We start from the raw sequence: 21383 nt of genomic DNA, 5'->3' as shown, positions 1-21383 counted from the left end.
CCGGGTGGGTGGTTATCTGGGGGGCACCCACCGGGCCCGGGGGTGTCCGGGGGGCTCTTGTGTCCCCCGCGGTGGGGGGGGCGGGGGGCCCCGCCGGGGCGCCGCGGCTCGGCAAACTGCTGCGCGGCGTGCTGGAACGGCTGTAGTCCGTCCGAGCCCGCCCGAACCGACGACGCCGGAAGGACACTGCCGCTGATGCTCCGATTCGGAACTGCCGGACTGCGTGGCCCGCTGCGGGACGGCCCCGACGGCATGAATGCCGACACGGTCGCGCGCGCGTCGGCGGGAATCGCCGCGTGGTTGCGGGATCGCTGCCTGGGCGGCGGCCTGGTGATCGTGGGCCGCGACGCCCGGCACGGTTCGGCGGAATTCGCCACCGTCACGGCGGAAGTCTTTGCCGCGGCGGGCTTCTCGGTGCTCGCTCTGCCCCGGCCGGTGCCCACTCCGGTTGTCGCGTTCGCCGTACGCGAGCTGAAAGCCGTTGCGGGAATACAGATCACGGCCTCGCACAATCCCGCCACCGACAACGGCTACAAGGTGTACCTGGACGGCGGCTCCCAACTGATCCCACCCGCGGACGCGGAGATCGAACGCGCCATAGCCGCTGTGCAGGAACCCATCCCCCGCGCCGACCCCGGCGCCTCCGCTCCCACGCCCACCGCGCTGTCCCTCTCCACCGGTGCGACGGCCGCGGACCTGGGCGAGGAGATCATCCAGCGGTACCTCGCCCGGGTAGCCTCCCTCCCCCCTCTCCTCGGCGGACCGGACACGGAAGCGGGCAGCGCCTCGGACACTGTGCGCCGCAGCGATATTCGTATCGCACTCACCCCGATGCACGGGGTGGGTGGCGAATCGGCCGTGACGGCGTTGCACGCGGCCGGGTTCACGGATGTGCATGTGGTGGTCGAGCAGTTCGCGCCGGATCCCGACTTCCCGACCGTCGCGTTTCCGAATCCGGAGGAGCCCGGCCCGGCGGATCTGGTGCTGGCGCTGGCGGAGAAGGTCGGTGCGGAACTGGCGATCGCGCTGGATCCGGATGCGGACCGGTGCGCGATCGGGGTGCCCGGACCGGACGGCTGGCGGATGCTGCGCGGCGACCAGACCGGTGTGCTACTCGCCGATTACGTGCTGCGGTCCGCGCCGCGAGATGCCTTGGTGGCCACCACCATCGTGTCGTCGCGGCTGCTGAGCAAGCTGGCCGCGGCGCGCGGCGCCCGCTACGCCGAAACCCTCACCGGCTTCAAATGGCTGGCCCGCGCGGGCGACGGCCTGGTCTACGCCTACGAGGAGGCGATCGGCCACTGCGTGGACCCCGCGACGGTCCGCGACAAGGACGGCATCTCGGCGGCGGTCGCGGCGGCGGACCTGCTGACCCGGCTGCGCGCGGCCGGGCGCACCCTGCCCGAGGTCCTCGACGACTACGCGCTCGAATTCGGCCTGCACGCCGGTGCGCAGGTGGCGCTGCGCCTGGCGGACCAGGAGGCGGCCGCCGAGGTGGTCGCGCGACTGCGGGACACCCCGCCGGACACCCTCGCCGGAGCGCCGGTGACCTGCACCGATCTCCTGCGGGCACGGGGCCGGATGCGCACGGACGCACTGATTTTCGAGGGCGAGTCGCAGCGCGTCGTCATTCGCCCCTCGGGCACCGAACCGAAACTCAAGTGCTATCTAGAAGTGGTGCAGCCCGTTTCTGCCCGAGCGGACCTGCCCGCCGCGAAGGACGCCGCGGCACAACGCCTGTCACAACTGCGCGAGTTCTGCGAAGCGCTCTGACCGCGAGGACCGGTCAGCGCGGCCCGAATTGGCGGTCTCCCGCATCGCCCAGTCCCGGCACGATGTAGGCGTCGGCATTGAGCCCGTCGTCCACCGCGGCCGTCACCAGCCGCACCGGCAGGCCGGAATCCTCCAGCGCCGCAATGCCTTCGGGCGCGGCGACCACGCAGACCGCGGTGATGTCGGTGGCGTTGCGGGCCGCCAGCAGTTCGAGGGTGTGCCGCATGGAACCGCCCGTGGCCAGCATCGGATCCAGCACGAACACCGGGTACCCGGACAGATCCTCCGGCAGCGATTCCATGTAGGGCACCGGCTGGTGCGTCCGCTCGTCCCGCGCGACACCGACGAAGCCGACCCGGGATTCGGGAATCAGGGCACTGGCCGCGTCGACCATTCCCAGCCCGGCCCGCAGTACCGGCACCAGCAGCGGCGGCTGCGCCAACCGGGCGCCCACGGTCGCCGCGACGGGGGTGACGACCTCGAATCCGGCCAGCGGAGCGTCCCGAAGTGCCTCGTAGATCAGGAAACCCGTCAGATCGCGCAACGCCGCACGGAACCCCGGATTGGACGTACGGGCGTCGCGCATGGTCGTCAGCAGAGTGGCGGCGAGCGGATGATCCACGATGTGCGTACGCATGAGGGAACGATAAGGTCTGTACGGGTTCGGGGCCCGAACCCGCGGTGGATTTCCGGTCCGGTGACGGAACCGTTGCCGCGGTGCCTGCGTCCAAGTACTCGGATGCCGTAATCTGCCACCAGACCAGCACGATGGGGGATGTTGATGCACAAGATCTCGGTCGACACCGAGGGCGTCGCGGCCTACGGTGCGACAGCCGGGGGCCTGTCCGGCGAGATGGCCGCCGCCGCGGTCAGCGCGGCCGGCGCCGATCCGCTGCTGCTCGGGCCCATCTTCGGACTGATCGGCGGGGATTTCGTCACCGCCTACGCCGCCGCGCACGCCGGTCACGTGGCCGGCATCGGGCAGCTGTCGGCGGTGCTGGGCAGCATGGGCGTCGCCGCGGCCGGCGCCTCGGGCGCCTACGCCGAGACGGATCTGGGCCACGCCGCCACGCTGCGAGCCACCGAGGGAGAGCTGCCGTGACGGGCGTGATCAACCTCGATGCCCTGGCCCAGCCGATCATCGAACTGCTCACCAGCTTCGGCCACGGCGTCCTGCCGGGCGGTGGCCCGGCCGACTCGCTGCGGCAGACGTCCACCTCCCTGGACGGAATTCATCAGGCCGGCAGCGCCGGTATCAACCAGATGACCAACGCGTGGCACGGCCAAGGCGGCGATGCCGCGATGGACAAGGCGCTGAAGATACAGACCTCGGCGGCCTCCATCTCCGATCGCGGCCTGGACATGGCAGACGTGGTCACCCAGGCCGCGGCCGCGGTCCAGACCGGCCAGAAGGAACTCGACGGAATCCTCCAGTCCTTCGTGCAGTCGGTGACCGCGCTCGGCCCCGCCGTGACCACACCGCCCGGCCTGGCGACGGTAGTGGGTTCGGCCATCGATCACCTCGGCCAAGCCTTGAACGTGGTGACCCGCACCCGTTCCGAACTCGACACGCACACCGCCTCGATGACGGAGCTGACCCCGCCGCCGTCCACACCGTCCGCCGCGGGCACCCCCGTGGCCGCCGCGGCCGCCGCCGCGCCGGTCGCCGCCAGTGGCCTGCAGCAGGCCGGTTCGGTGCTGGGCACGGTGGCCTCCACCGGCGGCTCGATGATGAGCGGGCTGATGGGCACGCCCACCTCCGCGGCAAGCATGTCGTCGCCGTCGCGCGGCGGCACGGTGCAGCCGAACGCCCAGTCCGCCACGGGCGAACGCGGCCGCCACGGCGGCGTGATGATCACCCTGCCCGACGGCAGCCAGGTCGAGGCGCCCAACGAGAAGGCGGCGAAGGCGGTCACCTCGGCGCTCAGCGCCCAGGGCACGCCGTACGTCTGGGGCGGCAACACCCCCGGCGCGGGCCTGGACTGCAGCGGCCTCACCAAGTGGGCCTACGGCGAGGCGGGAGTAGAAATCCCGCGGCTGGCCGCAGACCAGAGCGCGGGGGCCACCCCCGTGAGCCCCAGCGATCTCATGCCCGGCGACCTGGCCATCTGGGACGGCCATGTCGCGATGGTCATCGGCAACGGACAGCTTGTGGAGGCCGGTGATCCCGTCCAGACCGGCCCGATTCGAACGGAGAACAGCGGAATGGCGTTCCACGGCTTCTACAGGCCCACCTCATGACCTCGCAGCAACCACAACCGCAGATCCCGAGCGTCACGGTCGCCGCCAGCACCAACCGCGCCGGCACCATCAGCGTCCGGGCCACCGATCAGGGCATGCCGGTGGAGATCAAGTTCGAGCGCAGCGAATACCGTTACGGCGCAAAGGCATTGGCCGCGGAGATCCTGCGCTTGACCAAGCGGTCGGCCGTCGTCGCCAAGGCGCGGCGGCGCGAATTGCTGGCCGAGTCGGGCATGCCCGAGGAGATCTTGGACAAGCTCGGCCTGCCCACCCGCGGGCAGGCCGTCGACGAACTCGTCCGCATGGACGACGCGGATACGGGACCCACGAGCTGGATGAGGCCGGTGTGAGGGAGGCGCGAGGATGAGTGCCGAGATGGATGCCCTGGTCGCACGGGCGACCGACAAGCTGGAGGCGCTGGAGGCCGCGCTCTACGGCCTGCAGCACGTGCGCGGCCGCTACACGTCCGAGGACGACTCGGTGACGGTCGAGGTGGATTCCAGCGGCGCGCTGGTCGCGCTGGAGCTGGCCGAGACGGTGACGTCGCTGCCCCCGGCCGAGGTCGGTCAGTTGATCATCTGGGCGTGCCAGCAGGCCGCGCAGGACGCGGGCACGCAGCGGTCCGAGGTGGTCGGCAAGCTGAACGCCGCGTTCGTCCCACCGGAACCGGGATCCCCGCAATCGGGAAGCGTTGGGGGGCGGGCCGAATAGTGCCGCGGCCGTCGACTGGATAGGCTTCCGTTCATGGCTTCTGGAGACATCGTCCCGATCGAGCTCGGCCTGACCGACGGCGACCTCGTCACACTGTGGGCACCGCGCTGGCGAGACGGTGACGACGAGTGGGAGGCATTCCTCGGGCACGAGGACGCGCTGTACGGCTTCGAGTCGGTGGCGGAACTAGCCGCCTTCATCCGCACCAACGACGACAACGATCTGGTCGACCATCCGTCGTGGAAGGTGGTGGCGGGGCTCTCGGCCGCCGAGTTGGAGCCCGAGGAGCAGTACGTCTTCGACCTGATCGGCGTCCCCGAGCTGGCGGCGGGCGACCCGGACCCGGAGACCCTGGCGGAGCTGGAGGAAACCCTCGACATGGTCCGCACCCTCGGTGAGGTGTGCGAACTCGAGGTGGTCACGAAGTTCTTCGGCTCGCATCCGGTGCTCGGCGCGCTGCCCGCGGGCTCGAGCGCGTTCGTCGGCCGCGAGGGCGAGGAACTGTGGGACCAGATCGGCGCGGCCATCGCCAAGGACTGGGACGCCGTGGTCGACGCCATCGACTCGGCCGTGCAGACCCCGGATGTCGACGCCGAGGCGGTCGCCGTCGCCGAGGCGGAACTGCTTGCGGCGGAAGAGAATGTCGTGGACGCGGAGGACGCCGCCGAGACCGACGACGAGGAGGACTTCGAAGAGGTCGACCTCGCCGCCGAGGACGACGACGAAGCCGAGGAGGAAGAGGAGACCTTCTGGCACGAGGTCGGCATCGACCCGGTCAAGATCGTCACCTCCGCCGACACCCTGTACACCCTGCGCTGTTACCTCGACGACGAGCCGGTGTTCCTGGGCTCCGAAGGCGCCATCACGGTCTTCACCTCCGAGCGCGCCCTGGCCCGCTACCTGGCCGACGACCACGACCACGACCTGTCCCGGGTGAGCACCTACGGCGAGGTGCAGACCGCGGCCACCGACGGGTCGCTCGAGATCGAGGTGAGCGACGAGAACGTCTACGTACTGCCGGGTCTGGCCGACGACCTCGCCGAGGGTCCCAAGGTCGTCGATATCGACCAGCTCGACCTGGCGGTCGAATTGTTCACCGACGCAGCGGATTACGCCAACGACGACAGCGTGGAGCAGGCGCTCGCCAAGTCGACCCCGCTCGGCTGGTACGTGTCGTATCTGCTGGAGCCGGACCCGAGCCGGATGGCCCCGAGCCCGCCGTTCACGGCCGAGGCCGAGCAGTGGCGGGCCCTGGAGCAGGCCTTCGAGACCCGGTTGCAGAAGGGCTGATTCGGCTCAGCCGATCAGCACGGCATAACCCGGTTTGATCACCTCGTCGATGATGCGGAGCCGATCCGGGAACGGGATGAAGGCCGATTTCATCGCATTGATGGTGAAGCGTTCCAGGTCGCTCCAGCCGTAGTCGAAGGTCTCGACCAGCTTGAGCATCTCCCGGCTCATGTCGGTGTCGCTCATCAGGCGGTTGTCCGTGTTCACCGTGACCCGGAAACGCAAGCGGGCCAGCAGGTCGAACGGGTGCTTCTCCAGCGAGGGCACCGCACCGGTCTGCACATTGGACGACGGACACAGCTCGAGCGGAATTCGCATGTCCCGCACGTAGTTCGCGACCTGTCCGAGGCGCGGCTCGGTATCGGAGTCGACGATGTCGTCGGTGATCCGGACGCCGTGGCCGAGGCGGTCGCAGCCGCAGAACGCCACCGCTTCGTGGATGGACGGCAGCCCGAACGCCTCCCCGGCATGGATGGTGACGTGGGCGCAGTTGGCGCGCATGTACTCGAAGGCGTCCAGGTGCCGGCTGGGCGGGTAGCCCGCCTCGGCGCCGGCGATGTCGAATCCGCCCACCCCGCGGTCGCGGAAGCGCACGGCCAGTTCGGCGATCTCCAGCGAGCGGGCGGCGTGCCGCATGGCGGTGAGCAGGCAGGTCATCCGGATGGGGGTGCCCGCCTCGGCGGCCAGGGCGGACCCTTCCTCGAATCCGGCCAGGGTGTGCTCGACCACCTCGTCCAGCGAGAGTCCGCGCTCGAGGTGCTGCTCGGGCGCGAACCGCACCTCGGCGTAGACGACGCCGTCGGCGGCCAGGTCGAGGGCGCATTCGCGCGCCACTCGCCGCAGCCCCTCGGGGGTCTGCATCACCGCGACGGTGTGGGCGAAGGTCTCCAGATAGCGCTCGAGCGATCCGCTGTCGGCGGCGTCGCGGAACCACTGGCCCAGGGCCTCGGCGTCGTGTGCCGGAAGCTGGTCGTAACCGCAGTCGGTAGCCAGCTCGAGGACGGTGTGCGGACGCAGCCCGCCGTCGAGGTGATCGTGCAGCACGGCCTTCGGGGCCTGGCGGATCGAGGCAAGGGTCAAAGGCATCGGTCCAGTCATGTACCGACGCTATCCGCATCCGTCCGGTTCCGCAGCGGAGTCGGCGCGTGTCCACTCACCGGCTGGCATGTCGTAGCCGGAATGTCGCCCGCGTGTCGCCGGGATAACGCTTCGGCCCGTTCCCGTCGAATTCAGTACTTGGCCATCAGATAGGAACCCGCGATGAGCAATACACATCCGGCCAGGCGCTGGACGGTGAGCCGACGACGCGGGAAACCCATGACGCCGTAGTGGTCCATCGCCGTCGCCAGCAGCATCTGACCGGCGATGATCAGTGCGTTGAAGGTGCTCACGCCCACGCTGGAGGCGACGGTGATCATCGCGAAAATCGCTGCGCCACCGGTCAATCCACCGAACGGGGCCCATCGGGGCATGGCCTTCAGGTCCGCCCGCGACGGCCAATGCCGATGCCGCGAGAGCGCCAGCGTGACGGCGAAGATGATCCCGACGCCGGTGAGCGCCACCGCGTAGGAGATTACTCCGCACAGAAAGACGTTGTGCAGGGCCAGTTTCAGCGAGTTCTGACACCCGGCCTCCACCGATCGCAGCGCACCGCCCGCGAGCATGAAGACGAAGATGAGAATCATGACGCGGCGCGGCAGAGATGTCCGCGCGGTAGTGGTGGTTGTCATCGGACGACCTCTCCCGCGAGGACGGCGGGTCGCCGTTCGGGCTGTGACTCGCCGGAGTCGCTGGCCATGAGATAGACCGCGGCGGTGATGAGCACGGCGGCCAGCAGCCGCGGCGGCGTCAGTTCCCGCACCTCGAAGCCCATCAGGCCCAGGTCGTCCATGACCAGCGCGACCAGCATCTCACTGACAATCACGACGGCGTTGAAGGTGGCGACCCCGACGTACTTGGCGACGGTGATCATGCCGACCACCGCGACACCGCCGATCAACCCGCCGAACGGCGCCCACCACGGCATCTGCCGCAGGTCCTCCGACGACGGCCACGCCGACCCCGAGACCACCACCGATACCGCCAGGAAGATCGAGAATCCGATCAGCGCGACGGCATAGGACACCACGGCGCACAGCCAGAGGTTCTTCAGATGGATCTTCTGCGTGTTCTGGCAACCGACCTCGACGGAACGCAATCCGCCCGCGGCCAGGATGAACAGGAAGACCAGCCCAAGAGCGACAGCACTCACGAGCACACGTCCTTCGATCGATGGTCGGTGACGCGCTTAATGTACCGTTATATAACGGCACGTTAAATAGGTATCGAGGTAATCCCTGGTCAGGACGCGAGAAGCAGCGCACCCACCGCCCCGGCGGTCGCGGTCGCGGCGAGCACCGCCCCGGTGGCGACGAAGCGTCCGAACGGCACTCGCACGCCATGGGAGCGGCAGAACTCCAGGCACAGCAGCGTTGCCAGCGAGGCCCACGGCGTTACCACCGATCCGACGTTGGTGCCGATCAGCAGGGCCAGCAGTTGATCGCGACGGCCCGGCTCGATGACCGCCTCGCCGGCGGTATAGGCGGGCAGGTTGTTGGCCACATTGGACAATCCCGCCCCCGCCGCGGCGGCGCGGAAGACCCCGGCCGTACCCGAGTCCGCGCCGATCAGCAGGCGCATCAGGTCGGTGAGCCCGAATCGGCCCAGGGTCGGAACCACCAGGAACAGCCCGACCACGAAAACCAGTAGCCGCCAAGGGATCAGCGACAGCCGCAGCGCCGAGCGGTCGAGGACGGCGAACGCGCCGACCGCGACCAGCGCGGCAGCCAGGGCGGCCACGCCGATCAGGTCGCCGACGATCGGAATCGCCGCGATGAACACCAGACAGGCTGCGCCGGTGACGTAGAGCAGGACCCGCTCGCGGCGGTCCGCGAGCCGGATCGGGTCCGGCGGCAGATAGCGGTCCACGCCCCGGCGCCCGCGCCGCCAGTACCACACCCACAGCCACAGCATCGTCGCGGCGATCGAAACCAGTTGCGGCAGCCACATTCTCGCCGCGAACTCGGTGCCCGCCAGGCCGACCCGATCGGCGGCCAGCAGGTTGGTCAGGTTCGATACGGGCAGCAGCAGGCTCGCCGTATTGGCCAGCCACAGGGTGGTCATGGCCAGCGGCAGCGGCGGAATGCGAGCCGGAACCGCCAGCGCCAGCAGCACCGGCGTGAGCAGCACCGCGGTGGTGTCGAGATTCAGCAGGATCGTCGTCGCGGACGCGAAGGCCACGCACAACACGAACAGCGCCGCGTAGTACCCGCGCCCGATAATGGCCAGCCGATACGCGATGACGTCGAATACCTGCGCCCGCCGGGCCAGTTCGGCCAGCACGATCACGCTGCCGAGGAACAGCAGCAGCGGCCCGATCCGCCGCATGTTCGCCGCCGCCTCCGCCCGCGGCAGCAACCCCGTAACCACACAGAGCAATCCGGCCACCAACAGCCCGACCCGCACCCAGTCGAGCACGCGCGACCGCCGACCCGCCCTCACCTCGTCCGCGGCCCCGGAATCCCGGCATGCGGTGTCCACTCGCTCAGACACGCGCCCCATCATCCCAGCCCCACCCAACCGGATTCCTGCGCATGGGGAGCCGCCACACCCGCCGGACAAACCGCATAACCCGAAGCCCAGCCAATCCATGCCGAGCCATCCCACCGATCCGTTCCCGCCCAGCCATCCTGCCGAGCCGCCCCGGCGCAGCCACCCCAACCCAGCCGTCCCCGCCCAGCCACCCCGACCTAGTCATCCCGGCCCAGCCGTCCGGACCGACCACCCTCGCCCCAGTCATCCCGGCCCAGCCGTCCGGACCAATCACCCTCGCCCCAGTCATCCCGGCCCAGCCGTCCGGACCAATCACCCTCGCCCCAGTCATCCCGGCATGCTCTTGGCCGGGATCCACCGAACCATACTGGGATCCGGGCGTGAGGTCGCCGAGCACGACGTGCCCCGGCTCCGGCTGTCCGCTCGCTGATGCCGGGTGATTCAGGGGGCGATGCGTTCCAGGACCAGTGGGGTGGGGTGCACGGGGTCCGGGCCGATGGCGTGGCCCGCGCGGAGAGCGTCCAGGGCTACGGGGATCGCTTCGGGGGTGTCGGTGTGGAGGGTGAACAGTGGCTGACCCGCGGCGACCGCATCGCCCGGCTTGGCGTGCAGTTCGACGCCCGCGCCGAACTGCACCGGGTCACCCTGACGGGCGCGGCCCGCGCCGAGACGCCACGCGGCCAGGCCGACGGCCATGGCGTCGAGGCGGGTGAGGGTGCCCGATTGCCCGGCGGTCATCGTCTCGGTGTGCGCGGCCCGGGGCAGCGGCGCGTCCGGGTCGCCGCCCTGCGCCGCGATCATCGCCCGCCAGTGGTCCATGGCGCGGCCGTCGGCGAGGGCCGCGGCGGGGTCGGCGTCGCGAATTCCCGCCTGTGCCAACATCTCCCGAGCCAGCGCGAGGGTCAGCTCGACGACATCGCCGGGTCCCCCACCGGCCAGCACCTCGACGGCCTCGGCCACCTCCAGCGCGTTGCCGGCGGTGCGGCCGAGCGGGGTGTCCATCGCGGTCAGCAGCGCCACCGTGCGCACACCCGCGTCGGCGCCCAGTTCGACCATGGTGGTGGCCAATTCGCGCGCCGACTCGAGGTCCTTCATGAACGCGCCGCCGCCCACCTTGACGTCGAGCACGAGCGCCGCGGTGCCCTCGGCGATCTTCTTGCTCATGATCGAACTGGCGATCAGCGGCACGGATTCCACCGTGCCGGTCACGTCACGCAGCGCGTACAGCCGCTTGTCGGCAGGCGCGAGATCCGCACCGGCGGCGCAGACCACCGCGCCGATCTTCGGATCCGCCGTCAGCTCCCGCATCAGCGACACCGGAACGTCGGCCCGCCAGCCGGGAATCGACTCCAGTTTGTCCAAGGTCCCGCCGGTATGGCCCAGCCCGCGCCCGGACAGTTGCGGGACGGCCGCCCCGCACGCGGCCACCAGCGGCGCCAGCGGCAGCGTGATCTTGTCCCCGACACCGCCCGTGGAGTGCTTGTCGACGGTCGGCCGGGGCAGATCGGTGAAGTCCAGTCGCCGACCGGACGCGATCATGGCCCGCGTCCACCGCGCGATCTCCCGTCGCGTCATTCCGCGCAGCAGTATCGCCATCGCCAAGGCCGCCATTTGCTCATCGGCGACCTCGCCGCGGGTGAAAGCGTCCACCACCCAGTCGATCTGTTCGTCGCCGAGTTCTCCGCCGTCCCGTTTCGCCGCGATCACCGATACCGCCGAATGCGCGCTCACCATGGCGAACAGCCTGGCAGATCGCCCCGCCGCGCGCGGCTGTCAGGGGAAACGTAGCCAAATCCTCGCCGGCGTGCCGAATTTCACATATCCCGTTGCCCCGCCGCCAAATCGGCGGGTCCGAAGGCATCCGGCAGCAAACTACTCAGCGGCATCGGGCCCGTCCGGTGATCCACCAGCATTTCCGCACCGCCGTGCTCGTAGAGCACCTGACGGCACCGCCCGCAGGGCAGCAGAATCGCCCCGCGCGAATCGCATACGGCAACCGCCAGCAACCGCCCGCCACCGGTCGCGCAAAAGTTACCCACCAGTACGCATTCGGCACAGAGGCCTAGGCCATATGAGAGATTCTCCACATTGCAGCCGCTCACAATTCGCCCGCCATCCGTGAGAGCAGCGGCGCCGACCGGGAACCTGGAGTACGGGGCATACGCATTCTGCATAACTCGAAATGCGCTGTGGCGCAATGCATCCCAATCAATATCGGGCATATCGGACCTCCGCTCGAACGTGCCGAACACGACCGTAGGAATGGCATTGCGAGCCCGTCAATTCATCAGGCAAGGCAAACCTAACTCATTGATTTACCGGCCAACGACCGGCACGCCGAATTAGTTCCGCCAATCGCCGGGGATTAGAGTTCGAGACAGATCGGTTCAGGTTCCCGGCGGCGGGCCGGCCACCGCCTCCGGGGAGTCGGCCCCGGGCACGAGCTGGTGTTTTCCAACATCCAACGGCTCACATGTCCGCGCGCCGAAAACCGCGACGGGTCCAGACTTGCCGGCTTGCCGGCGTGTCCATCAACGACGTTGGAGGCACCGCACTCTATGACCGCCACACTGGAAGCTCCGGCACAGCCGAAGCGGAAGACGCTGTACCGCGGCGACCCGGGCATGTGGTCCTGGGCGCTGCACCGAATCACCGGCGTCACGATCTTCTTCTTCCTGTTCGTCCACGTGCTCGACACCGCCCTGGTCCGGGTCAGCCCGGATACCTACGACCAGGCCATCGAGACGTACAAGAACCCGCTCGTGGCCCTGATGGAGATGGGTCTGGTCGTGTGCGTGCTGTTCCACGCGCTCAACGGCATCCGCGTGATCCTCGTCGACTTCTGGTCCAAGGGCCCGCGCTACCAGCGCCAGATGCTCTGGATCGTCCTCGCGATCTGGGTCCTGGTCGCCGGGGCCGGCGTCGGCCGCCAGTTCTTCTACCTGCTGACGGAGCACTGATCATGTCTGCACCTGTACTGGGCAAGTCCTACGACATCCCCGCCAGCCTCGACGCTCCCCGCGCCCCGCGCCGCACCATGGGCAACAACTTCGAGAAGTACGCGTGGCTGTTCATGCGCTTCTCCGGCCTGCTGCTGGTCGTGCTGGTGCTCGGCCACATGTTCATCATGCTGATGATCGACGGCGGTGTGCAGCGGCTGAACTTCGCCTTCGTCGCCGGCCGCTGGGCCAGCCCGTTCTGGCAGCTCTGGGACCTGACCATGCTGTGGCTGGCGCAGCTGCACGGCGGCAACGGCCTGCGCACGGTCATCGACGACTACGCCCGCAAGGACTCCACCCGGTTCTGGCTCAAGACCCTGCTGGTGATCTCGATGATCCTGATCATGGGCGTGGGCAGCTACGTCATCTTCACCTTCGACCCCAACATCAGTTAGGAACAGGCCATCTGCCATGAGTGAATCCCGACCGATTCAGGAGCACCGGTACGACGTCGTGATCGTCGGCGCCGGTGGTGCGGGGATGCGCGCGGCGATCGAGGCCGGTCCCCGAGCCCGCACGGCCGTGCTGACCAAGCTGTACCCGACCCGCAGCCACACCGGCGCGGCGCAGGGCGGCATGTGCGCCGCGCTGGCCAACGTCGAAGAGGACAACTGGGAGTGGCACACCTTCGACACCGTCAAGGGTGGCGACTACCTGGTCGACCAGGACGCCGCGGAGATCATGGCCAAGGAGGCCATCGACGCGGTGCTCGACCTGGAGAAGATGGGCCTGCCGTTCAACCGGACGCCCGAGGGCAAGATCGACCAGCGCCGCTTCGGCGGCCACACCCGTGACCACGGCAAGGCCCCGGTCCGCCGCGCGTGTTACGCCGCCGACCGCACCGGCCACATGATCCTGCAGACCCTCTACCAGAACTGCGTCAAGCACGACGTGGAGTTCTTCAACGAGTTCTACGTGCTCGACCTGGTGATGACCGAGACCGATCGCGGCCCGGTCGCCACGGGCGTGGTCGCCTACGAGCTGGCCACCGGTGAGCTGCACGTATTCCACGCCAAGGCGATCATCTTCGCCACCGGCGGTTCCGGTCGCATGTACAAGACCACCTCCAACGCGCACACGCTGACCGGCGACGGCATGGCGATCGTGTTCCGCAAGGGACTTCCGCTGGAGGACATGGAGTTCCACCAGTTCCACCCGACGGGCCTGGCCGGTCTGGGCATCCTCATCTCCGAGGCGGTCCGCGGCGAGGGCGGCATTCTGCGCAATGTCGACGGCGAGCGGTTCATGGAGCGCTACGCCCCCACCATCAAGGACCTGGCGCCGCGTGACATCGTGGCCCGCTCGATGGTCAAGGAGGTCCTCGAGGGCCGCGGCGGCGGCCCGAACAAGGACTACGTCTTCATCGACGTCACCCACCTCGGCGAGGACGTGCTCGAGGAGAAGCTGCCCGACATCACCGAGTTCTCCCGCACCTACCTGGGCGTCGACCCGGTGAAGGAGCCGGTGCCGGTCATGCCGACCTGCCACTACGTGATGGGCGGCATCCCGACCCGAATCCGCGGCGAGGTGCTGCGTAACAACACCGACGTCGTCCCCGGCCTGTACGCCGCGGGCGAGTGCGCGTGTGTGTCGGTGCACGGCTCGAACCGCCTCGGCACCAACTCGCTGCTGGACATCAACGTGTTCGGCCGCCGCTCGGGCATCGCCGCGGCGGAGTACGCGCAGCGCGCCGAGTTCGTCGAGCTGCCCGAGAACCCGGCCGAGTACGTGCAGGGCTGGCTGGCCCGGCTGCTGTCCGACCACGGCAACGAGCGGGTCGCCGACATCCGCAGCGAGCTGCAGGTCACCATGGACGCGAACGCCGCGGTGTTCCGTACCGAGGAGACGCTCAAGACGGCGCTCACCGACATCCACGCGCTCAAGGAGCGCTACGAGCACATCACGGTGCAGGACAAGGGCCGCCGCTACAACAGCGACCTGCTCGAGGCCGTCGAGCTGGGCTTCCTGCTGGAGCTGGCGGAGGTCACCGTCGTCGGCGCGCTCAACCGCAAGGAGTCGCGCGGCGGCCACGCCCGCGAGGACTACCCGGATCGCGACGACACCAACTTCATGCGCCACACCATGGCCTACAAGGACGTCGAGCCCGGCGAGCACGCCAAGCTGATCGCCGACATCCGCCTCGACTTCAAGCCGGTGGTGCAGACCCGCTACGAGCCGATGGAGCGTAAGTACTGATGACCGCTGTAGCAGAGGCCACCCAGAAGGCCACTCCCGTGCCGGACGGGTCGACCATGATCACCGTCAAGGTGGCGCGATTCAACCCCGAGGACGACAAAGGCGCGCACTGGGATTCGTTCCAGGTGCCGGTGCTGCCGACCGATCGCTTCCTGAACGTGCTCATGTACATCAAGTCCTACCTGGACGGCACGCTCACCTTCCGGCGCTCGTGCGCGCACGGCGTCTGCGGTTCCGACGCCATGCGCATCAACGGCGTCAACCGGCTGGCCTGCAAGGTGCTGATGCGGGACATGCTGCCGAAGAACGGCAAGACGCTCACCGTCTCCGTCGAGCCCATCCGCGGCCTGCCCGTGGAGAAGGACCTCGTGGTGAACATGGAGCCGTTCTTCGACGCGTTCCGCGCGGTGAAGCCGTACCTGATCACCCACGGCAACGAGCCGACCCGCGAGCGTATCCAGTCCCAGACCGACCGCGCCCGCTTCGACGACACCACCAAGTGCATCCTGTGCGCCTGCTGCACCACCTCGTGCCCGGTGTACTGGAGCGACGGCAGCTACTTCGGCCCGGCCGCGATCGTGAACGCCCACCGCTTCATCTTCGACAGCCGCGACGAGGCCGCCCGCGAACGCCTCGACATCCTCAATGACGTCGAGGGCGTGTGGCGCTGCCGTACCACCTTCAACTGCACCGACGCGTGCCCCCGCGGCATCGAGGTCACCAAGGCCATCCAGGAGGTCAAGCGCGCCCTCCTGTTCGCCCGCTGACCCGCAGTCCGAAAACCGAAGGCCGCCTTCCTCGTTCGCGAGGAGGGCGGCCTTCGTCATTGCCGGGCACAGCTCAGTGGTGATGCACTGCATACGGGGCGCGGGTATCCAGACACTTGACAATATACCCCCCAGGGGTATTCTCCTGGTTATGGACGAACACCGGAATCACGAACACGCCGGACACCGGCCGGAAACCGATCCGCACGCGGGGCATTCGATGAGCGCCCACACCGTCCCCGCTACTTGGAAGATGGCCGCCACCGCCACCCTGCACTGCCTTACCGGGTGCGCCATCGGGGAGATCCTCGGCATGGTGATCGGCACCGCGCTGGGGTGGCACAATGCGCCGACCATGGTGCTGGCGATCGTGCTGGCCTTCGTCTTCGGCTACGCGCTCACCATGCGGGGCGCGCTCGCCGCGGGGCTCGGGCTGGGCGCGGCGGTGTCCTTGGCGCTGGCGGCCGACACCGTGTCGATCCTCGTCATGGAGATCGTCGACAACGCGGTGCTGCTGGCCGTGCCGGGCGCGATGCACGCCGGGCTGGCCGACGGGCTGTTCTGGGGGTCGCTGATCTTCGCGCTGGCCGTCGCCTTCGTCATCACCACCCCGGTCAACAAGTGGATGATCGGCCGCGGCAAGGGGCACGCGGTGGTGCATTCGCTGCACGGCCACCACTAACTAGGCAATTTGCCCAGCTGCCTGCGCGTTTGTTGTCTGATTCGCCCAGCGGTGCTTGCATCGAGACATGTTCGAAGAAGCTCAGCTGTACTCCCCGGTGACCACCGGGGCCGGCGGCGACGTCACGGTGCACCTGAGCGACGAGCACCCCGGCGTGAACGACCCGGCCTATCGGGCCCGCCGCAATGCGATCGCCGCTCGGGCGCTGGCCTACCGGCCCGGGGACCCGGCGCCGCGCATCGAGTACACCGACGAGGAACAGGAGGTCTGGCGGATCGTCTGCGCCGAGTTGCGCCGCAAGCACCACAGGTACGCCTCGCGCGAGGTGCTCGCGGGCGAGGAGCGCCTGGACCTGCCCGCCGACCACATCCCGCAACTCGACCAGGTATCCGCGAAACTGGTGCCGCTCAGCGGTTTTCGATACGTCCCGGCGGCAGGCCTGGTACCGCTGCGAGAGTTCTTCGGATCCTTCGCCGAGCGAGTCTTCCATTCCACCCAGTACATCCGCCACCACTCGGCCCCGCTGTACACCCCGGAACCGGACGCGATCCACGAGATCATCGGGCACGCCAACCAATTGGCGAGCCCGCGGTTCGCGGCCATCTACGCGGCCGTGGGCGCGGCCGTCGATCGGCTGGAAACCGATTCGGCGCTGAAATTCCTGGCGGACGTGTTCTGGTTCTCGATGGAGTTCGGCGTGGTCCGTGAGAGCGGCGAAACTCGGTGCTACGGAGCGGGTCTGCTGTCCTCGTACGGCGAGATAGAGGAGTTCCGGCACGCCGAGCTGCGGCCGCTGGACATCGCCGAGATGGGCGCCCGCGCCTACGACATCACCCACTATCAGCCCGTATTGTATTGCGCCCGTTCGGTTTCCGAGATCGAGGAGGTAGTGGGCGGGTTCTTTGCGACCGTGACCGACGAGGTCGTCGCTAGAGCCGCATCCCGCCTGCCATGAAATTCAGTATCCGGACGAGGCTTTCATGGTCGTACGGGTCGCGGTCGAGCAGCGCGGCCTGCGCGCCACCGATCAGCGCACCAGCGAAGGTCCGCACCTCGAGGTCGTCGGGCGATCGGCCGGTCCGCGCCGCGGTGATGTCCGCGACCAGCCGCACATTCCGGTCGAATTCGCGGGCCAGCGCCCCACGCAACTCCGGCACCGTGCGAATCAATTCCGTCCGTTGCCGCTCGAACGAGGAGGTCTCTTCGTCGAGGGCCGCGAATGTCTCGAGCGTGGCGAGCCGGAACGCCTCCAGCATGGTCAGCTCCGCCGGCTGCCGCTCGATCGCCTCGATCATCAGCGGGTCCAGGTCGTCGGCCAGCACCAACTCTTCCTTCGACGGAAAGTAGCGGAAGAAGGTGCTGGGCGAGACCTCCGCCGCCCCCGCGATCTGCTCCACTGTCGTCTCGTTGTAGCCCTGTTCGCGGAACAGCCGGAACGCCTCGGTACGGATGGCGCGGCGGGTGCGCTCCTTCTTGCGCTCGCGCAGGCCCATCCGGGGGGCGGTCACGCCCGGATGGGCCTGCGCTGGCGGGGCCTCGGAATCAGCCGACATGACCCGATTCTCCCGCACCCTCGGCAGCGGCGGTCTCGGGCACCCGGGTACGGACGAAGAGCGCGGCCAGCGCGGCGGCCACCACGCAGATGCCGGCGCACACCCACAGCATCGCGCTCATGCCGCTCACGAACGCCGACTGCACATGCCCCAGCATCTGCGGATCGCCCAGCTTGCGGGCCACCGCGACACCGGCGTTCACCCCGTCCGAAACCGGCGCGACATCGTATCCGCCCAGCTCGGACCGGTATTGCGTGGCCAGCACGGTACCGAGCACCGCCACGCCGATGGTCCCGCCGGCCTGCCGGACCGCCTGCATGAGCGCGGAACCGGAACCGGCGCGCTCGGGGGTCAGCTCACCCATCGCCATGCCCATCGCCGAGGGCATCACGAAACCCATCCCGGCGCCGAGCACGGTGATCCAGGCGGCGGCATAGCCGTAACCGATGTCCGCGGAGGTCAGCGCGCCGAGTACGAGGCCGACGGCCAAGACCGCGAATCCCGCGGTGAGCACCGTCCGTATCCCGAGTCTCGGCAGCAGCTTGTCGGCGACCCGGGTACCGACGACCAGCCCGCCGATCAGCGGCAGCAGCCGCAATCCGCTGCCCAGCGAATCGGCGTCCAGCACCGCCTGGAAGTACTGCGGCACGGTGAAGAACAGTCCGAGCATCGCGAACTGCACGAGAATGGAAAACCCGGTGCCCCAGCGGAATCCGCTCGCCGAGAACAGACCCAGGTCGATCAGCGGGTGCGAGGTCCGGCGCTGCGCCAGCACGAACCCTGCCAGAATCGCCAGTCCCGCGGCCACGGTCGCCCAGCCGAGCACATCGCCCCAGCCCGCGTCCCCGAATCGGATGAAACCGTAAGTGAGCGACAGCATTCCGCCCGCCGACAGCACCACGCCCACCAGATCGATCGGAAAACGCTTCTCGCTGCGGGATTCCGGAACCAGCAGCGCCACCGCGATCAGGCCCACGATCACCAGCGGCACGTTGATCAGGAACACCGAACCCCACCAGAAGTGCTGCAACAGCCAGCCGCCGATGATCGGGCCCAGCGGCAGGCCGATCGCCGTCGAGGTGACCCAGATCGTCAGTGCCCGTTGCCGTTGCGCCGGCTCGGGGAACATGGTCGGCAGCACCGCCATCGACAGCGGCATCATCGTGGCGGCCGCGATACCCAGGATCGCCCGGGCCGCGATCAGCTCCCCGGACGACGTGGCCAGGGCGCACCACACCGACGCCACCCCGAACAGCGCCAGCGCCGCGAGCAGGAACTTCTTCCGGCCGTAGCGGTCGCCGAGCGCGCCGGCGGGCAGCATGACACCGGCCAGCGCCAGTGTGTACGCCGTCGTGAACCATTGCAGCGCAGCGGTATTCGCGTTCAGATCGAGCGCCATCGTCGGCAGCGCAACCACCAGCACCGTGGTGTCCAGGCCGATGGTCAGCATCGCGACCGCGAGCGCGCCCAGTGCCAACCACCGGGCCTTTCCGCTGGTCTCGGTGGTCGCCGCTCGGGCTTGTTCGCCTCCCCCGGCGGCCGATACCCGGTCCCGCGAGCCCAACGTCTTCATGACAGTTCCAATCATTTGGCTTCTACTACTTTTTGATAGTAACTCTCATTTCATGCCGTCTGTCAATACCGTCCTGTCGCAGTGGGGACTGAGCGCAGCGGGCCGGGTGCGCGCCGAATAAGCTCAGGGGCGATGAGTACCTGCATGACCCGGCGTCTCAGCCGCTCCAGATCGTTCGCGGCCGCTGCGCTGGTGGCCGGGCTCATCGGCGCCCCCGCGCTGCCGGGCATCCTCGCCTCCGCCTCGGCCGCGCCGCCGGTGTCCACCACGGCGCCGTTCAGCACGCCGAACACCGACTCCTGCCCGAACAAGACCGCCCCGCCGCCCGCGATCGACGCCTCCGAGGTGCCGGAACCGGGCGACCCGGCGCCCGCGCCCCTCCCGGTCCAGTCGCCCCCGATCGGCGGCGACAAGCTGGGCGCCTGCGGCCTGGTGCTGCCGGACGGCGCGCCGCCGTTGCCCGCCGACCTCTCGGCCACCGCCTGGGTGATCGCCGACCTCGACACCGGCCGGGTGCTGGCGGCCAAGGACCCGCACGGGCGATACCGGCCCGCCTCGACGATCAAGGTGCTGCTGGCCGCGGTCGCGCTGCGCAGCCTCGACCTCGGCAAGGTGGTGGTCGGCACGCAGGAGGACGCCAATGCCGACGGCACCCGGGTCGGCATCGGCCCCGGCGGCCGCTACACCAACAAGCAGCTGATGCAGGCGTTGATCATGGCCTCGGGCAACGACGCCGCGCACGCCGTCGCCATGCAGCTCGGCGGCCCGAAGGCGACCGTCGAGAAGATGAACGATCTGGCGAAACGGTTGCGCGCCTTGGACACTCGCGCCGCGACGCCGTCCGGGCTGGACGGCCCCGGGATGAGCACATCCGCCTACGACCTGGCCGCGCTGTTCCGCGAGGCGATGACCATCCCCACCTTCGCCGAACTGATCCACACCGAACAGGTCGACTTCCCCGGTTTCCCCGCCAACCCGCAGATTCCCGGCGACCAGGACCATCCCGGCTTCCCCATCGCCAACGACAATCACCTGCTCTACGACTACGAGGGCACGCTGGGCGGCAAGACCGGATACACCGACGACGCCCGCCAGACCTTCGTCAGCGCCGCCGAACGAGGCGGTCACCGGCTCGTCGTCACGCTGCTGCAGGCCGAGGTCCTGCCCATCCGCCCGCCGCAGCAGGCGGCCCGGCTCCTCGACTACGGCTTCGCGCTGGCGTCCGGCGCGAGTGTCGGCGAACTACCCGACGGCAGCGCGACAGCGTCGAATACGAATGTGGCCGTGGCCTCCCCGCCGCCGCGCGACTCCGACACCGCGGCCCCCGCGGAACAGCACAACGAGAATCTGCTGACGGTGCTGATCGTGGGCGGTCTCGCGGCCGCGCTGGTGCTGGCGATCGCGGCCTGGCGGCTGACCGGTCGCTCCCGCTGACCGGCACGCCGGCGAAACCCTTTCTCCCTCTCGGTGTTTGACCGCCCGATAGCCGGGCATCCGCACATCGAGCCGCTTGCAGGCTCCAGCAAGTAGTACCGGAGAGAGGAGAACAACATGCCGGATCGCAAGAACGCCGGCCAGTTCGGCAATCGACCGGATACCGCGAAGCAGGCCCAGAAGGGCGGCGTGGCCAGCACCGGCAGCTTCGGCTCCCCGAACAGCGCGGACCCCTCGGCAGCCGGCCGGAAGGGCGCCGCCGCGCAGCCCACCGAGGCCAAGTCCCGCGGCGGCCAGCACAGCCACAGCGGCCGCTGACGGGCCGGGCCCCGGGCAGCATCCTCCCGCTCCCGGGGTTCCGACACCCGTCCCCTCGCATCGAGGAGGCCGCCGCGGCACGGGCCCGGGGCCCGGCCCGGGTGGCGAGGGGGGGGGGGGGCGGGGGGGGGGGGGGTTCGCGGGGGGGGGCGGGGGTGGGGGGGGGGGGGGCCGGGGGGGGTGGTTTTGGGGGGGGGGGGGGGGGGGGGGGGGCTTTTTGGGGGGGGGGGGGTTGGTTTTGATCATGGTGAGGGG

23 protein-coding genes are annotated in these 21383 nt (G+C 69.2%); 14 read left to right on the top strand and 9 right to left on the bottom strand.

What is annotated here, in order from left to right:
* Nucleotides 1-195 precede the first annotated feature (195 nt).
* Complete coding sequence (locus tag QH470_RS24540; RefSeq protein ID WP_280274691.1) at nt 196-1773, top strand: phospho-sugar mutase; 1578 nt, start codon at nt 196-198, stop codon at nt 1771-1773.
* 13 nt (nt 1774-1786) lie between these two features.
* Here the strand turns inward: QH470_RS24540 and upp are convergent, their stop codons facing one another.
* Nucleotides 1787-2410 (bottom strand): uracil phosphoribosyltransferase, encoded by a 624-nt coding sequence (upp, locus tag QH470_RS24535; protein ID WP_280274690.1) that lies wholly within the window; start codon nt 2408-2410, stop codon nt 1787-1789.
* Between the two features lie 144 nt (nt 2411-2554).
* Here upp and QH470_RS24530 point away from each other — a divergent pair, with 144 nt between their 5' ends.
* The 5 genes from QH470_RS24530 to QH470_RS24510 are packed head-to-tail and all read left to right on the top strand — an operon-like array spanning nt 2555 to nt 6015.
* Nucleotides 2555-2875 carry a type VII secretion target gene (locus QH470_RS24530; RefSeq protein WP_280274689.1) on the top strand — a complete coding sequence of 107 codons (321 nt, stop codon included), beginning with the start codon at nt 2555-2557 and terminating at the stop codon, nt 2873-2875.
* Nucleotides 2876-2880: 5 nt separating this feature from the next.
* Complete coding sequence (locus QH470_RS24525) at nt 2881-4014, top strand: NlpC/P60 family protein (protein ID WP_280274693.1); 1134 nt, start codon at nt 2881-2883, stop codon at nt 4012-4014.
* Nucleotides 4011-4364 (top strand): hypothetical protein, encoded by a 354-nt coding sequence (locus QH470_RS24520; RefSeq protein WP_280274688.1) that lies wholly within the window; start codon nt 4011-4013, stop codon nt 4362-4364. Before QH470_RS24525 ends, QH470_RS24520 begins: the two co-directional genes overlap by 4 nt.
* Nucleotides 4365-4377: 13 nt before the next feature.
* On the top strand, nt 4378-4725 hold the full coding sequence (locus QH470_RS24515) for a YbaB/EbfC family nucleoid-associated protein (protein ID WP_280274687.1): 348 nt from the start codon (nt 4378-4380) through the stop codon (nt 4723-4725).
* A 33-nt stretch (nt 4726-4758) separates the two neighbouring features.
* A complete protein-coding gene (locus QH470_RS24510) occupies nt 4759-6015 on the top strand; it encodes a primosomal protein (RefSeq protein WP_280274686.1) in 1257 nt (418 codons plus the stop codon).
* 6 nt (nt 6016-6021) lie between these two features.
* Here the strand turns inward: QH470_RS24510 and QH470_RS24505 are convergent, their stop codons facing one another.
* From QH470_RS24505 to QH470_RS24480, 6 genes are all read right to left on the bottom strand, one after another.
* Nucleotides 6022-7113 carry an adenosine deaminase gene (locus tag QH470_RS24505; protein ID WP_280274685.1) on the bottom strand — a complete coding sequence of 364 codons (1092 nt, stop codon included), beginning with the start codon at nt 7111-7113 and terminating at the stop codon, nt 6022-6024.
* A 131-nt stretch (nt 7114-7244) separates the two neighbouring features.
* Entirely contained in the window at nt 7245-7745 is a 501-nt protein-coding gene (locus QH470_RS24500; protein WP_280274684.1) for a DMT family transporter, read from the bottom strand.
* Nucleotides 7742-8266: a DMT family transporter gene (locus tag QH470_RS24495; RefSeq protein ID WP_280274683.1), complete on the bottom strand. Its 525-nt coding sequence runs from the start codon at nt 8264-8266 to the stop codon at nt 7742-7744. Before QH470_RS24495 ends, QH470_RS24500 begins: the two co-directional genes overlap by 4 nt.
* An 89-nt stretch (nt 8267-8355) precedes the next feature.
* A complete protein-coding gene (locus tag QH470_RS24490; RefSeq protein WP_280274682.1) occupies nt 8356-9615 on the bottom strand; it encodes an SLC13 family permease in 1260 nt (419 codons plus the stop codon).
* Between the two features lie 432 nt (nt 9616-10047).
* On the bottom strand, nt 10048-11340 hold the full coding sequence (locus QH470_RS24485; protein WP_280274681.1) for a thymidine phosphorylase: 1293 nt from the start codon (nt 11338-11340) through the stop codon (nt 10048-10050).
* An 80-nt stretch (nt 11341-11420) separates the two neighbouring features.
* Complete coding sequence (locus QH470_RS24480) at nt 11421-11828, bottom strand: cytidine deaminase (protein ID WP_280274680.1); 408 nt, start codon at nt 11826-11828, stop codon at nt 11421-11423.
* Nucleotides 11829-12164: 336 nt separating this feature from the next.
* Between QH470_RS24480 and sdhC the strand changes: the two genes are divergently transcribed.
* From sdhC to QH470_RS24450, 6 genes are all read left to right on the top strand, one after another.
* Nucleotides 12165-12566 (top strand): succinate dehydrogenase, cytochrome b556 subunit, encoded by a 402-nt coding sequence (sdhC, locus tag QH470_RS24475; RefSeq protein ID WP_280274679.1) that lies wholly within the window; start codon nt 12165-12167, stop codon nt 12564-12566.
* A 2-nt stretch (nt 12567-12568) separates the two neighbouring features.
* Nucleotides 12569-13000, top strand: a complete 432-nt coding sequence (locus QH470_RS24470; RefSeq protein ID WP_280274678.1) for a succinate dehydrogenase hydrophobic membrane anchor subunit — start codon at nt 12569-12571, stop codon at nt 12998-13000.
* Nucleotides 13001-13016: 16 nt separating this feature from the next.
* The gene (gene sdhA, locus QH470_RS24465) at nt 13017-14801 is read left to right on the top strand and encodes a succinate dehydrogenase flavoprotein subunit (protein WP_280274677.1); all 1785 of its coding nucleotides are present in this window, start codon (nt 13017-13019) and stop codon (nt 14799-14801) included.
* Nucleotides 14801-15568, top strand: coding sequence for a succinate dehydrogenase iron-sulfur subunit (locus QH470_RS24460; RefSeq protein WP_280274676.1), 768 nt, complete (start codon nt 14801-14803; stop codon nt 15566-15568). Before sdhA ends, QH470_RS24460 begins: the two co-directional genes overlap by 1 nt.
* Nucleotides 15569-15719: 151 nt before the next feature.
* Nucleotides 15720-16250, top strand: a complete 531-nt coding sequence (locus QH470_RS24455) for a DUF4396 domain-containing protein (protein ID WP_280274675.1) — start codon at nt 15720-15722, stop codon at nt 16248-16250.
* A 67-nt stretch (nt 16251-16317) separates the two neighbouring features.
* Nucleotides 16318-17205, top strand: a complete 888-nt coding sequence (locus QH470_RS24450) for a phenylalanine 4-monooxygenase (RefSeq protein ID WP_280274674.1) — start codon at nt 16318-16320, stop codon at nt 17203-17205.
* Here QH470_RS24450 and QH470_RS24445 read toward each other — a convergent pair.
* Both QH470_RS24445 and QH470_RS24440 read right to left on the bottom strand, forming a co-directional pair.
* A complete protein-coding gene (locus QH470_RS24445; RefSeq protein ID WP_425302770.1) occupies nt 17180-17803 on the bottom strand; it encodes an acyl-CoA-like ligand-binding transcription factor in 624 nt (207 codons plus the stop codon). The two genes, QH470_RS24450 and QH470_RS24445, sit on opposite strands and share 26 nt — an antisense overlap.
* Nucleotides 17793-19376 carry an MFS transporter gene (locus QH470_RS24440; RefSeq protein ID WP_280274673.1) on the bottom strand — a complete coding sequence of 528 codons (1584 nt, stop codon included), beginning with the start codon at nt 19374-19376 and terminating at the stop codon, nt 17793-17795. The genes QH470_RS24445 and QH470_RS24440 overlap by 11 nt, the downstream gene beginning before the upstream one ends.
* A 132-nt stretch (nt 19377-19508) precedes the next feature.
* Here QH470_RS24440 and QH470_RS24435 point away from each other — a divergent pair, with 132 nt between their 5' ends.
* Together QH470_RS24435 and QH470_RS24430 are read left to right on the top strand one after the other, a co-directional pair.
* A complete protein-coding gene (locus QH470_RS24435) occupies nt 19509-20810 on the top strand; it encodes a D-alanyl-D-alanine carboxypeptidase (protein ID WP_280274672.1) in 1302 nt (433 codons plus the stop codon).
* Nucleotides 20811-20927: 117 nt separating this feature from the next.
* Nucleotides 20928-21128, top strand: coding sequence for a hypothetical protein (locus QH470_RS24430; RefSeq protein ID WP_280274671.1), 201 nt, complete (start codon nt 20928-20930; stop codon nt 21126-21128).
* Nucleotides 21129-21383 lie beyond the last annotated feature (255 nt).

The sequence above is a fragment of the Nocardia wallacei genome (assembly GCF_029868745.1).
Lineage (GTDB): Bacteria > Actinomycetota > Actinomycetes > Mycobacteriales > Mycobacteriaceae > Nocardia > Nocardia wallacei_B.
This window is presented reverse-complemented; position numbering and strand designations above follow the sequence as displayed.